This window comes from Pseudomonas sp. R-28-1W-6 (assembly GCF_009799925.1).
Taxonomy (GTDB): Bacteria; Pseudomonadota; Gammaproteobacteria; order Pseudomonadales; family Pseudomonadaceae; genus Aquipseudomonas.
The window spans coordinates 62,991-76,169 of sequence record NZ_WELK01000004.1; the positions used below are offsets into that span (position 1 = coordinate 62,991).

Below are 13,179 nucleotides of genomic sequence, written 5' to 3' on the forward strand. Positions count from 1 at the left end.
AGCCTGGCAATGGGCCAGCGGATCAGCGCTCAAGCGCCGCGAGTATCTGCAGGGCGATGCGCACCCGCTCGGCGTTCGGGTAGTTGCGGTTGGCCAGGATCACCAGGCCGGTGTCGCGGGCCGGTAGCAGCACCACGTAGGCACCGAAGCCGTTGGTCGAGCCGGTCTTGTTCAGCAGCAGGTCGCCGTCGGCGGATTGCGGCGTGGCGAAGCGCTCGACCGCATGCGGCTCCAGGGCCATCTGTGAGGAGTTGCCGGCCTGCAGGCGCTGCAGGGTGATGGGGTAGGCGTAGCGCTCCCAGCCCAGGCCCTGGGTCATGTCGCCGACCCGATAATAACCCTGGTGGGTGGTGGCAATGGCCTGGCGCAGCGGCGCCGGCAGTTGCGACGGATCGAGGCTGGCCTCGACGAAGCGCAGCATGTCGGCGGCAGTGGATTTCACCCCGTAGGCCTCGGCATCCAGCGGGCCCGGCTGCACGCGGAGCGCCTGGTCGTCGCGGTAGCCCCAGGCGTAGCGCGCCATCTGTGCCGGCGGCACCTGCACATGGCTCTCGCGCATGCCCAGCTGCGGGAACAGTCGTTGCTCCAGCAACTGGTCGAACGGCTGGCCCAGGCTGGCGGCGGCCAGGTGGCCGAACAGGCCGATGCTGGGGTTGGAGTACAGGCGCTGGCTGCCGGCGGGGTAGGCGGGCTGCCAGGCGCGGTAGTAGTCGAGCATCTGCCGCTCGTTGCCCACCTCATTCGGGAACTGCAGCGGCAGGCCGCCGGGGGTGTAGGTGGCCAGGTCGAGCAGGCTGATGCGCTCGAAGGCGCTGCCGCGCAGTGCCGGCAGATGCTGGCTGGCCTGGTCGTCCAGGCTCAGCTTGCCCTCGGCCTGGGCATAGGCGCCGAGGGTGGCGGTGAGCAGCTTGCTCACCGAGCCCAGCTCGAACAGGGTGTGCTCGTCTACCGGCTGACCGCTGTCGCGGTCGGCGACGCCATAGTTGAAGAACTGGCGCTCGCCCTTGCGGACGATGGCCACGGCCAGGCCGGGAATCCGGTACTGCTCGATGGCGGGGCGCACGGCGGCATCGACGGCGGCGTGCAGCTCGGTGTGGACCATCGTGGTCTGCGCTGCCATGGCGGTCTGGCCGACCAGCAGCAGGGCCAGGGCGGTGGTTTTGAATCGCATGGGATGTTCCTTCAGTTCATCGGTGGCAGCCGGCGCGCCACCGAGGTCTTCTTGACGATGGCGGTGTTGGTCTCGGCATAGGCGTTGATGCGGTCGAGCAGCTCGTCCAGCTGCTCCATCGAGCGCACATGCAGGCGGGCGACGAAGCAGTCCTCGCCGGTGATCTTGTCGCACTCGGTGAATTCGGGGATCGACTGGATCTGTCGCTCCACCTCGTGCAGCTTGCCGGGCAGCGGGCGCACCCGGACGATGGCCTGCAGCTGGTAGCCGAAGTGGCGCGGGTCCACCTCCACCGTATAGCCGCGGATCACCCCGCGTTCCTCCAGGCGACGCAAACGCTCGGCCACGCTGGGCGAGGACAGGCCGCTGATCTGCGCCAGGGCCTTGAGCGAGCGGCGCGAGTCTTCCATCAGGGCGTTGAGCAGCAGCTGGTCGATTTCGTCGGTCATGGCGGGCTCGTTAGGTTTTTTGCGGTAAACGCCTTCGTAATAAAGGCTGTTGTGCTATTTGGCCTTAGGTTAGCCATGGAGTGGCCATGCTGGCTAGCCGAATAATAAGCGCACCCCAACCGGAGACTCCGACCATGGACAAGACCCTCAAGCGCGGCTCGCTGGAAATGATCGCGGCGATGCTGATTTCCGGCACCATCGGCTGGTTCGTCCTGGTGTCCGGCCAGACCGTGGTCGACGTGGTGTTCTGGCGCTGCGTGATCGGCGGCACGATGTTGTTGCTGGTGTGCTGGGCGCTCGGCCTGCTGCGCGCCGAACTGCTGGGCCGTCGCGTACTGGTGCTGGCGCTGGTCAGCGGGGTGGCCATAGTCGGCAACTGGCTGCTGCTGTTCGCTTCCTACTCCAAGGCATCGATCGCCATCAGCACGGCGGTGTACAACGTGCAGCCGTTCATGCTGGTGGGGCTGGCGGCCTTGCTTCTCGGCGAGCGCATCAGCCTGGCCAAGCTGGCCTGGCTGGGCGTTGCCTTCCTCGGCATGCTGGCCATCGTCAGTGCCCATGGCGACACCGGCACATCGGGCGAGCACTACCTGCTGGGCATCGTTCTGGCCCTGGGCGCGGCACTGCTCTATGCGCTGGCCGCGCTGATCGTCAAACGCCTGAGCGGCACGCCGCCGCACCTGATCGCCCTGATCCAGCTGCTCACCGGCATCCTGATGCTGGCGCCGCTGGCCAGCTACCAGCTGCCCGAACAGCCGCAGGCCTGGGCCAGCCTGGCGGCCCTGGGGATCGTGCATACCGGGGTGATGTACATGCTGCTGTACAGCGCCATCCAGAAGCTGCCAACGGCACTGACCGGCGCGCTGTCGTTCGTCTACCCGATCGCGGCGATCTTCGTCGACTGGCTGGCCTTCGGCCATCGCCTCAGCCTGCTGCAGTGGCTGGGCGTGGCGGCGATCCTGCTGGCGGCGGCGGGGATGCAGCAGGGTTGGAGTCTGCGCGCGGCGCGACTTCAATCCAGCGGGTAGCGCACCCGTTCCTCGGGCGTGAGCACGTGCATTCTGGTTGGCTCGATGCGGCTCATGTCATCCGCCAGGCTGGCCGGGATATCCATCCCGCGCAGGGAGGCGTTGGGGCTGTAGCGGAGCGCGCTGCCGGCCTGCCCGCACAGGGCCGGGTCGCCACCGCGGTAGTAGGGGCGCTGCAGGCCGACATAGCCACGCACGCTCTTGTCGCGCCCGGCCGCCAGCAGGTTGTCGCAGGTGCCCTGGCATAGGCTGTTGCTGGGCACCAGCGCATCGAAACCGGTTTCGCTCAGCAGGTGCCCCATGCGAATGGCTTCCTGGGTTGCTGCCGATGCTGTCCAGCGTGACGATCTTCTTGGCGAGCGCTCCCGCACACTGTCGCACCCCCTTGAGCAGCGCCTCGTAGTCATCGGGGGGCGATCTCTTCGGAAACTTTGGCCGCGAGAATGCGGTCGATACTCGTGTGCTGCACGGGCTTGGCCAGTGCGGCAGCCGAACAGAACGTGACGGCGGCTAGCAGGGCGGTGCGCATGCTGAGGCTGATCAAAAGCGTGACTCGGCGGAAGATGGGCAAAGACCGCCGAAGCTACCTGCAGGCGCGCAACGCCCAGATTGGACTGCATCCAGTCACCGCATGGTCGGCGACAGCGGCATAGGTGCTTGCCTTGCCGCGGCGCAAACACTTGCCGTGTGCCTGGGATTTTCGTTAGCTTGCAATCCTGTCGCCGAGCCCGGCCACTTTGCAGTAGTCGCATCATGGAAGAGAAGTAGAGATGACGCGCGCTCAAGATTCGCAACCCAGCTACGAGCTGAACGATCCCCTGGAGCGACGCCTGCAGACCCGGCGCCTGGGCCAGATCATCCAGGTGCAGTGCGGTGTGCTGCTGCTCATCGGCACGCAGACGCTGCTGGCGCAGAGCTGGTTCAACAGCGCGCTGGTGCTGCTGGCGCTGGCTGTGGTGATGCTCGGTCAGCAACTGAACAAGCGCGGTGCCACGGATGCGGCCATCGTGCTGCTGCTGGTTTCGCTGACGGGGCTGGTCACGCTGTCCCTGTGGTTCAGTCAGGGGCTCTACAGCGGGGTGCTGCTGTCTTATCCGGCGATACTCATCGTTGCCGGAATGGTGGCGCCGGTGCGGCTGTTCATCGGCTTGCTGCTGGCCATGCTGGCCTCGGTGGCCGGCATGACCTACGCCTCGCTCAGTGGCCTGCTGGTGTTCCATCCCTGGCCGATCGGAGTCGGGCGGATGATCAACGTCAGCAGCATCCTGGTGATGTGCGCGGTGGCGGTGTGGTTGCTGGCCGATGACCTGCGTCGCACCCTGCTGCGCCTGCAGCAGGAAATTCAGCGGGTGAAGGATTCCGAGGCCAGCTTCACCCACCTGGCCCAGCACGATGCCCTGACCAACCTGCCCAACCGCCTGCTGGTCAGCGACCGCATGGAGCAGGCCATCGGCCAGGCGCGGCGCTATGGCAAGCGAGTGGCGCTGCTGTTCCTCGACCTGGACAACTTCAAGACCATCAACGACTCCCTGGGGCATGCCGCCGGCGACGAACTGCTCAAGCAAGTGGCTCTGCGCCTGCAGGATTCGGTGCGCGACATGGACACGGTCAGTCGCCAGGGTGGCGACGAGTTCCTCATGGCGCTGTCCGACGTGGACGACCTGGCAGCCGTCTCCGCCGTGGCTGCCAAGGTCCAGGGCCGGCTGACGCAACCCTTCAACCTGAAGGGTATGCAGATAGTCACCTCAATCTCCATCGGCATTGCTCTGTTTCCCGAGGACGGCGACGACTTCGAGACCCTGCTCAGGCATGCCGACATGGCCATGTACCAGGCCAAGGCGGCGGGGCGTAATGCCTTCTGCTTCTTCGATGCGCAGATGAATGCGGTCACCCGCGAGCGCCTGAGCCTGGAGCTGGATCTGCGCCAGGCGCTGCTGCGCGATGAGTTCGTCCTGCACTACCAGCCGATCGTCGACCTGAACACGGGACGTTTGCTGGCGGCCGAGGCGCTGATTCGCTGGCAGCATCCGGAGCGTGGCATGGTGACCCCGGACACCTTTATTCCGGTCGCCGAACAGTCGGGCCTGATCGTCGAGATCGGCGAGTGGGTGCTGCACGAAACCTGCCGGCAGATGATGCTGTGGCAGGCGGCCGGCCTGCCGCGCTTCGTGGTCTCGGTCAACCTGTCCTCGGTACAGTTTCGTCGCGGCAACCTGGAGTCGCTGATCCGCTCGGCCCTGGACCGCTTCGGCCTGCAGCCGGGCTGCCTCGAACTGGAGCTGACCGAATCGATCCTGCTGCAGGACTCGGAGGTCTTCATCGGCCTGCTGCATCGCCTCAAGGCGCTGGGCCTGAGGCTGTCGATCGATGACTTCGGCACCGGCTATTCCAACCTGTCCTACCTGCAGCGCTTTCGCGTGGACAAGCTGAAGATCGATCAGTCGTTCGTGCGCCGGCTGCAGGGCAATGCCCAGGAGCAGGCCATCGTCACGGCGATCATCCAGATGGCCAAGAGCCTGAATCTGCTCACCACTGCCGAAGGCATCGAGGATGAGGCCACCCGTCAGCTGCTGGCCGCGCTCGGCTGCGACCAGGGCCAGGGCTACCTGTTCGCCCGGCCGCTGGCGGCCGATGACTTCCGCGCCTTTGTCGCCGCGACCCAGGTGCCGGCGTAGCGATGGTTTGAGGCGGCGCGCTGGCGCGCGTTTTGCCTTCAATCCAGCGGCTGCGGTTGGCCGTCGATCAGCCAGCGCTGCTCCAGCCCCTGCGCCGTGCGCAGGACGAACAGGGCATCCATGCCGCGCTCGACAGCCATCTTCATCCCGGCCTCTTCGCCCAGCACCAGCAGCGCCGTGGCCCAGGCGTCGGCCAGCATGCAGGTGGCGGCCACTACCGTCACGGCCGCCAGGCGGTTGCGCAGGGGCGCCCCCAGGCCCGGGTGCATGGTGTGGGCGACGCGCTGGTCGGCCATCTCGACCCAGTGCCGATAGTCGCCCGAGGTGGCGATGGCGGCATCGCTGAGCTCCATCACGCCCATGGCTTCGCGCAGGCCGTAGCTGGGATTCTCGATGGCGATGACCCAGGGCTGGCCATCGGCCTTGTGGCCGCGGGCACGCATTTCCCCGTCGATGCCGACCAGGTAGTGACCGATCCCCCAGCCATCCAGGCAGCGCGCCAGTTCGTCGACGCCGAAGCCTTTGGCGATGCCGGCCAGGTCGAGGGTGATCGCGCTGCGCTTGCGTATGCGCCCGTGCGCCGGGTCCAGCTCCAGGGCGGCGCCGGCCGGTCGGCGCGGCTGGCGCCGCAGGGCATCGATCTGCGCGCGGTCCGGCTGGGGCCGGTCGGGGCCGAAGCCCCAGGCATTGACCAGGTCGCCGACGCCGATATCGAACGCGCCGGCTGACTGCCGGCCGACCCGCAGGGCCGTCGCCAGCACCTGGTACAGTTCGGCCGGCAGGTCCAGCCATTGCCCGGTGGCAAGGGCATTGAGCCGGTTCAGTTGCGAGTCGGCTTTCCAGCTAGACATCTGCCGGTCCACCCGGTCGACCGCGGCGAACAGGCTGGCTCCGATGGCCGACTCATCCAGCCCGGGCTCGGCATAGAACAGCGCGCTGTAGCGCGTGCCCATGGTTGTGCCGTTGAGGCTGTAGCGCTGCAGGGTGGGGGGTTCAGTAGACATCTTCACGGTAGCGCCCCTGGCTTTTGAGGGTCAGTACGTCGAGGTCGAGCGGTGCCAGCACCTGATCCAGGGCCTGCATCACCCCCTTGGCCATCTCGCGGCTGCCGCAGACCAGGATCTGCGCGCCCTTGTCGATCAGCCGGCGCAGCTGCGTGGCGTCCTCGATGATGCGCTGCTGCACATGGCTGCGGTCGGCGGCCCGCGAGAAGGCGGTGTGCAGGCGGGTCAGGCGCCGGTCGGCCAGGTAGTCGTTCAGCTCGGGCTCGTAGAGAAAGTCGGACTGCGGATTGCGCCCGCCCCAGTACAGGTGCATCGGGTGCCTGGCCTTGTTGTGGCGGATGAAGCCGGTCAGCGGGCCGATGCCGGTGCCGGCGCCGATCAGCACCACCGGGTGTTTGCCGGACGCCGGGCGAAAGTCCGGATTGGCCTGGATGAAGGCCTCGATCTGCCCGCCCAGCGGCAGGTCATGCAGGAAGCTCGAACAGAGCCCGTTGGCCTGTTTGCGCACGCAAATCTCCAGCACACCGTCGGTGGAAGCGCTGGCCAGCGAGTAGAAGCGCGGCAGCGGGCTGCCCGGCGGCACGATGCCGACCAGGTCGCCGGCTTCGAAGCGGGGCTGGCGGTTGCCGCCCAGCCAGCGCTGCAGCCGGTTGCCAGCGGGCATCGGGCCGGCTGCGGTGAAGCGCAGCACGCTGGTCGGGGCCTGCACCTGCTCGCCGTACTGCACCCGCTCGACCAGCTGCCAGGTACGGGTCGGCGGCTGCAGCGGTGTGTGTTGCAGGTTCAGCTCGCGGCCAAGCAGGCCGCCAACGGCGTTGCCCCAGCGGGCGAACGCCTGGGCGGACTGCCGGTCGATGGTCTCGAGCGCCAGCAGTCGCGGCCAGCCGCGCTTGGCCAGGGCGGCATCGCTGTCCTTGGCGAACTGGCAGAACCGCGGGAACTGCCGGTCGCCAAAGCCGAGCACGGCAAAGCCCAGCCGCGGATTGGCCGCGATGCCGTCCAGGCGCTCGAGGAACTGGCTGGCGCTGGCCGGTGCGCCACCCTCGCCATAGGTGGCGGTGAGGATGAACAGGCGCTCGGCGCGCGGGTAGTCGGCGCGCAACTGGTTCATCGGCGCCGTGTGCACGCGCAGTCCGGCCTGGTTCAGGGCGGCATGCAGGGCCTTGGCGAAGCCCCAGGTGCCGTGGTTCTCGCTGCCGACCAGGATCACCGTGTCGGCGCTCTGTGCGGCGCTGTTGTTCGCCAGGCGCGGCATGGCCTGGCGCCGACGCCACCACAGGCGGACACCGGTGAGGCTCATCAAGGGGACGCTGAGGGCGCCGAGGCCCAGCAGCAGGCCGAGCCACCAGAGGCCTTCGCCGGTGTGCAGCCGATAGACCAGCTCATACAGGCGGCGGGCGCTGTTGTGCGGGGTGAAGGACAGGAGCGTGCCGCTGGCCTGATCGACATAGCCATCGCCCTGGGCAGTGCTGAGCTGGTAGGCGTCGCTCGGGTCGCCGGGGGCGGGGAAGGTCAGCTCGCGCAGGTCATTCAGGTCGGTGGCGCGCAGGGCCGACAGGCTGTGCAGTGGCGCGGCCGGGCCGGCGCCGAGGGTTTGCGGGAATTCGGCTTCGACCTCCGTGCCATCGGCCAGCAGCTCGAAGCTCACCGCCGACATGTACAGCCCGGTCAGCGCCGACAGCAGCAGGCCGACAATGGCCAGGCGGCCGATTTCGGCATGCCAGCGCTGGCTCAGGTTGCCCTGCAGCGGGCGCAGCAGCTTGCCCCAGCCGCCCTGGCGCTTGGCCAGCAGGGCCGCCCCGGACAGGGTCAGCAGCAGCATGCACAGGGCGGCCATGGCGGCCAGGGCGCGGCCCGGGGTGCCGAGCAGCAGCGAGCGATGCAGGTCTTTGCTCCAGCTCGACCAGGCGCTCGGCTCATGGGCGGCAATGCCCTGGCCACTGAACGGGTCGATCAGCACGGAGCCGGGTTCGCCCGCCTGGTCGAAGTGCGCGATGAGCACTCCGTTCGGCGTCCGTTCTATCCGTTCGACGCCCGGATAGTGTCGGGCAACCCGCTCGGCCAGGTCGGCCAAGTTGACTTGGCCGGCGGCGGGAAGCGTCGCGTCTAGCCTTTCCAGGGCCGGCTGGAGCGACAGGAACAGCGCGCTGACGGCCAGCAGCATGACCAGCACGGCGGCGAGCAGACCCGGTAGTGAATGAAGCTGGCGCAGCATGGTGTGCCTCCCGCGGGCGATTGCGATCACAGCTCGTAGCTGAACGATTCGACGTAGCCATTGCCACCGACCGGCTGCCCCGAACCGGCGCGGGTCAGCGGCACGCTGACCTCGGCACGGTTGTCGCGCTTGTCCTCCACGGCGCTGTCGATGCGGATCTGATAGCCGGCATCGATCAGGCTGTCGGCCAGCTCGACCGCGACGCTGAGGTTGTCGCCACTGCCGACGCTGGCCCCGCTGATGCCGTCAAACGCGCTGCGCTGCAGGCCGCTGCCGCGTGCCCAGTCGCGCAGGTGCTTGTAGTACTTGGGCTTCTTGCCGGCGACCCAGAGTGTCTGCTGGTATTGGCCCTGGGCGTCGGTCAGATAGATCGCCAGGTAGGCGTCATTGCCGCGGTAGTCTTTCAACTGGGTGTTCAGGGTTATTGCCTGGGCCTGCGCCAGACCGGGCGCTGCCATGGCGCCGGCCAGGCACAGTGAGGTGGTAATGGTTTTCATCGGCCTAATGTCCAGTGAGTGGGGATGGCTTGAGGCTACTCACTGAAACTGAATGCAAGCTGAATGCACTTTTGCCGGGGCTTAATGGTTCATTAAGACGAGTCTGCTAGGGCGCTTGGTGCAGGGGCTGTGGCTAGCGCGGCTGAGTGGGCCAATGGCTTTGTCGGGCCGATGCGCATGAGGCGTGGCCGCGAGGCTTTCCGCCAGCCGCGGGTCAGCGGTCATCCAGGTTGTGGTAAAGCTCGTTTTCTTGCTCGAAGTGCAGGCTCAGCACGGTGTCCAGGCGAACCAGCAGCAGTTGGATTTCCTCCAGCGATACCGTGCCGTGGGCGGCGGAAAGATCACTGCTCATGCGGTCCAGCAGCTTGGCCAGACGGAATATCTCGCGATGGGTGTGGCTCATGGCGGCCAGTGGGTCTTCGCCTTGCAGGTGCTTGACCAGCAATGGATAAAGCGCGGTTTCGTCGTTCTCCTCATGCGGGATCAGGCGCTGCTGGAGCAGGGTAACCAGCTGTTCGAGCCGGCTGCGTGCCTGCTCGGGCGCCAGGCTGGCGACGTTCCTGGCCAGGACGCCGACCTCCTCGAGGACTTGCGCCAGGTCTGCATGCTCGCGGTGCAGCTCGTCGACACTGGCGGCGCTGAGCTTGCTCGCGGCTCTGTGCCCCAGCCCGCCGCCGAGTGCGCGCAGGGCATTGCCAATCACGGCGACGTCGATCACTTCCTGCAAGATCGCCCCGGAAAGCGCCGGCAGGTAGCCGAAGGCGGCGACCAGCATGGCCAGCGCCGAGAGCCCCATGCCGACCAGCACGCCTTCGAGGGCGATCCGGTGCGAGCGCCGGGCGATTCGCAGGGCCTCGGCGACCCGGTCCAGGCGGTCGACCAGCAGCACGACCCCGGCCGCTTCGGAGGAGGCGTTGGCGCCATTGGCGCCCAGCGCGATGCCCACGTCGGCCGCGGCCAGTGCCGGTGCATCATTGATCCCGTCGCCGACCATCAGGGTCTTGCCGCGCTGGCGGCCCTGGGTCACGGCGGCCACCTTCTGGGAGGGATCCAGCCCGGCCTGTACCTCATCGACGCCGGCGGCCAGGCCGATCATCTGCGCGGCCTCCAGGCGGTCGCCGGTGAGCATGATGATCCGCTGGATGCCGGCCTGGCGCAGCTGGCGCAGGGCGTGCGGCGACTCGAGGCGCAGGCGGTCGGCAAACAGGGCGGCTCCGGCCATGGCACCATCGATGGCGATGAAGCTGCCGCCGGACACCTGGTAGTCCATGCGGCGCAGCAAGGCGTCGCTCCAGGTCTGGTCGGAATCAGGCGCAGCCACGTAGGTATGCGTGCCGAGCCTGACCCGGTGCCCGTCGACCAGCCCCGACAGGCCGGCGCCAGGCTGCTCCTGCACGTCCTGCGGGGTGGCCAGCGACAGTCCGGCGTTGTTCGCAGCCTGGACGATGGCCGTGGAGATCGGGTGCGGCGAGGCCTGGGCCAGGGAACCGGCAAAGAACAGCAGCTGGTGCTTGCTGTAGTCCCCGGCGCTTTCCACGGTATGCACGCTGGCATGGCCGGCGGTCAGGGTGCCGGTCTTGTCGAGAAACAGTATCTGCGCCGCGGCCAGCGCCTCGAGGGTGGCGCCGTCCTTGACCAGGATGCCGCGATGGGCGCAGCGCGAAACCCCGGCAATGATCGCCACCGGCACGGCAAGGATCAGCGGGCAGGGCGTGGCGACCACCAGGACCGCCAGGGCGCGCAGTGGATCGCCGCTGAACAGCCAGGCGCCGCCGGCGAGCAGCAGGGTGATGGGCACGAGGGCCAGGGCGTAGCGGTCGGCCAGGCGCACAAAGGGCGCGCGCGAGTGGCGCGCAGACTCGGCCAGGCGCACGATGCCGGCATAGGTGCTCTGGGCGGCCGAACGGCTGGCCTGCAAGGTGAAGGGCGCGCCGGCGTTCACCCCGCCGCTGCGAATCGACGCGCCGGGCAGGTAGCGCACCGGAAGCGGCTCGCCCGTGAGGGCCGACTCGTCGAGGATCGCCGGTGCCTCCAGCAGCACGCCGTCGACCGGTATCACTTCGCCCATGCGCAGCAGCAGGCGATCGCCGGAGCCGATGGCGCCGGCGGGGATCTGCTCCAGGCTGCCGTCGGCACTGTAGCGCCAGGCAAAGCGTGGCGCGCGGTCGATCAGGCGGCGCAGTTCGCGTTCGGCGCGCTGCGAGGTGTAGTACTCCAGGGTGCGGCCGCCGGCCAGCATCAGGGCGATCACGGCGGCCACCAGGTCCTGGTCGAGGAGGATGGCGCCGGCGACCGAGAGCAGGGCGATGAGGTCGACACCCAGTTCGCGGTGGTAGAGGCGCACGACGATTTCGAGTGCGAGCAGGCCGGCGACCACCAGTGCGCTGGCGCTCCACAGGAGGGCGGCGAAATCGCCATGGCCCAGGCCGCGCGCGACAAACCCGCTCAGCAGAGCCAGCAGTGTCAACCCCAGAAACAGCGGATTGATCCAGCCTTTGGCCATCGTCGGGCGCTCCTGTTTGCCGGTAACCCGTGAAATTGTGCTCCAACCGCTATCAGCGTAGTTGGATTCAATGACGGGAATTCATTCCGCTGGGGCGCATGTATCGTGGGTTTTCCTCGGCCGCAAATGCAAACGGCACCCGCAGGTGCCGTTTCGCCGGGTTGCCCTGCACTCAGGCGTGCAGGTGTTCGGCCGCGTACAGGGTGTTTTCCAGCAGGCAGGCGCGAGTCATCGGGCCGACACCACCGGGAACCGGGGTGATCCAGCCGGCGCGCTCGGCGGCGGCGTCGAACTCGACATCGCCGACCAACTTGCCGTCGGCCTGGCGGTTGATGCCCACGTCGATGACGATGGCGCCCGGCTTGATCCACTCGCCCTTGACCAGGCCCGGCTTGCCGGCCGCGACCACCACCAGGTCGGCATTGGCCAGGTGGCCGGGCAGATCCTTGGTGAAGCGGTGGGTGACGGTCACGGTGCAGCCGGCCAGTAGCAGTTCCAGGGCCATCGGCCGGCCGACGATGTTGGAGGCGCCGACGATCACGGCATTCAGGCCGTGCGGGTCGACCCCGGTGCTTTCCAGCAGGGTCATGATGCCTTTCGGCGTGCACGGGCGCAGCAGGGGGATGCGCTGGGCCAGGCGACCGACGTTGAACGGATGGAAACCGTCGACGTCCTTGTCCGGATGGATGCGTTCGAGCAGTTGCGAGGCATCCAGGTGAGCCGGCAGCGGCAGCTGGACCAGGATGCCGTCGATGGCGTTGTCGCCATTGAGCTGGTCGATCAGCGCCAGCAGTTCGCCCTGGCTGGTGCTGGCCGGCAGGTCATGGGCCACGGAGACGAAACCGACTTCTTCGCAATCCTTGCGCTTGTGCGAGACATAAACCTGGGAGGCGGGGTCGCTGCCGACCAGGATCACCGCCAGGCCGGGCGCGCGCAGGCCTTGCTGGCGGCGTTCGACAACGCGTTGGGCAATCTGCTGGCGCAGGCTGGCGGCTATGGCTTTGCCATCGATCAGTTGTGCGGTCATGGCGCGTGATTAACCATCGAAAAGGATTGAAAAAGGGCGTGCATTCTCGCACGGCGAGGCGATCGGGCAAAGGCGCAGCCCGGCGAATTTCCTGTAACTCCTTTATCTCGCTGAATTTTTTTAACTTTTAGGGTTGACGAGGGGGAGTCCCCTATATAAGATTCGCCCCGCTTGTCGAGCACAGCCAGTCGCTGGGTAAGACGGCAAAAGCGAGATCTCCGGGTCTTGCCGAAGCCGAAGCTTCAAGTCTGCGCTAGCAGATGAACAAGCGCCCGTAGCTCAGCTGGATAGAGCATCCGCCTTCTAAGCGGATGGTCGCAGGTTCGAGTCCTGCCGGGCGTGCCATCTGGCATCCAGGCACAAGCATCGCAATATGGTGGGCGTAGCTCAGTTGGTAGAGCACAGGATTGTGGCTCCTGGTGTCGAGGGTTCGATTCCCTTCGTCCACCCCATATTCGAGAAAACGCCAGGCCCTGGGCCTGGCGTTTTTGTTTCAGGTTCGGCCACGCGGACGTGGTGAAATTGGTAGACACACCAGATTTAGGTTCTGGCGCCGCAAGGTGTGAGAGTTCGAGTCTCTCCGTCCGCACCATCTTTTCTCTTCCTTTAT

At 67.2% G+C, this 13,179-nt stretch carries 9 protein-coding genes, 3 tRNA genes and 1 pseudogene; 5 read left to right on the forward strand and 8 right to left on the reverse strand.

Translation table 11 applies throughout. The annotated features are described in order from the left end of the window. Positions 1 to 22: 22 nt before the first annotated feature. Positions 23 to 1,171: a class C beta-lactamase gene (gene ampC, locus F3I62_RS10090; protein ID WP_160489528.1), complete on the reverse strand. Its 1,149-nt coding sequence runs from the start codon at positions 1,169 to 1,171 to the stop codon at positions 23 to 25. A gap of 11 nt (positions 1,172 to 1,182) precedes the next feature. After that, positions 1,183 to 1,620, reverse strand: coding sequence for an Lrp/AsnC family transcriptional regulator (locus F3I62_RS10095; protein ID WP_160489529.1), 438 nt, complete (start codon positions 1,618 to 1,620; stop codon positions 1,183 to 1,185). A gap of 134 nt (positions 1,621 to 1,754) precedes the next feature. Here F3I62_RS10095 and F3I62_RS10100 point away from each other — a divergent pair, with 134 nt between their 5' ends. Next, positions 1,755 to 2,648 (forward strand): DMT family transporter, encoded by an 894-nt coding sequence (locus tag F3I62_RS10100; protein ID WP_160489530.1) that lies wholly within the window; start codon positions 1,755 to 1,757, stop codon positions 2,646 to 2,648. On the opposite strand, the pseudogene F3I62_RS20525 reads toward F3I62_RS10100, so the two are convergent. Then, positions 2,633 to 3,192: pseudogene (locus F3I62_RS20525) on the reverse strand (hypothetical protein). The gene F3I62_RS10100 and the pseudogene F3I62_RS20525 sit on opposite strands and share 16 nt — an antisense overlap. Positions 3,193 to 3,418: 226 nt before the next feature. Here F3I62_RS20525 and F3I62_RS10110 point away from each other — a divergent pair. After that, positions 3,419 to 5,323 carry a bifunctional diguanylate cyclase/phosphodiesterase gene (locus tag F3I62_RS10110; protein ID WP_160489531.1) on the forward strand — a complete coding sequence of 635 codons (1,905 nt, stop codon included), beginning with the start codon at positions 3,419 to 3,421 and terminating at the stop codon, positions 5,321 to 5,323. A 38-nt stretch (positions 5,324 to 5,361) separates the two neighbouring features. On the opposite strand, the gene F3I62_RS10115 is transcribed toward F3I62_RS10110, so the two are convergent. From F3I62_RS10115 to folD, 5 genes are all read right to left on the reverse strand, one after another. Continuing rightward, positions 5,362 to 6,327, reverse strand: a complete 966-nt coding sequence (locus tag F3I62_RS10115) for an FAD:protein FMN transferase (protein WP_160489532.1) — start codon at positions 6,325 to 6,327, stop codon at positions 5,362 to 5,364. After that, on the reverse strand, positions 6,317 to 8,542 hold the full coding sequence (locus tag F3I62_RS10120; protein ID WP_160489533.1) for a PepSY domain-containing protein: 2,226 nt from the start codon (positions 8,540 to 8,542) through the stop codon (positions 6,317 to 6,319). Before F3I62_RS10120 ends, F3I62_RS10115 begins: the two co-directional genes overlap by 11 nt. A gap of 26 nt (positions 8,543 to 8,568) precedes the next feature. Then, positions 8,569 to 9,039, reverse strand: a complete 471-nt coding sequence (locus tag F3I62_RS10125) for a DUF2271 domain-containing protein (RefSeq protein ID WP_160489534.1) — start codon at positions 9,037 to 9,039, stop codon at positions 8,569 to 8,571. A gap of 214 nt (positions 9,040 to 9,253) precedes the next feature. Beyond that, the gene (locus F3I62_RS10130) at positions 9,254 to 11,542 is read right to left on the reverse strand and encodes a heavy metal translocating P-type ATPase (protein WP_160489535.1); all 2,289 of its coding nucleotides are present in this window, start codon (positions 11,540 to 11,542) and stop codon (positions 9,254 to 9,256) included. A 172-nt stretch (positions 11,543 to 11,714) separates the two neighbouring features. Then, a complete protein-coding gene (gene folD / locus F3I62_RS10135; protein ID WP_160079635.1) occupies positions 11,715 to 12,569 on the reverse strand; it encodes a bifunctional methylenetetrahydrofolate dehydrogenase/methenyltetrahydrofolate cyclohydrolase FolD in 855 nt (284 codons plus the stop codon). 268 nt (positions 12,570 to 12,837) lie between these two features. Between folD and F3I62_RS10140 the strand changes: the two genes are divergently transcribed. The 3 genes from F3I62_RS10140 (at position 12,838) to F3I62_RS10150 (ending at position 13,161) form a co-directional block, all read left to right on the forward strand. After that, a tRNA-Arg gene (locus F3I62_RS10140) sits at positions 12,838 to 12,914 on the forward strand. Between the two features lie 31 nt (positions 12,915 to 12,945). Continuing rightward, positions 12,946 to 13,021: transfer RNA gene (locus F3I62_RS10145), tRNA-His, on the forward strand. Positions 13,022 to 13,076: 55 nt separating this feature from the next. Then, a tRNA-Leu gene (locus tag F3I62_RS10150) sits at positions 13,077 to 13,161 on the forward strand. Positions 13,162 to 13,179: the final 18 nt, after the last annotated feature.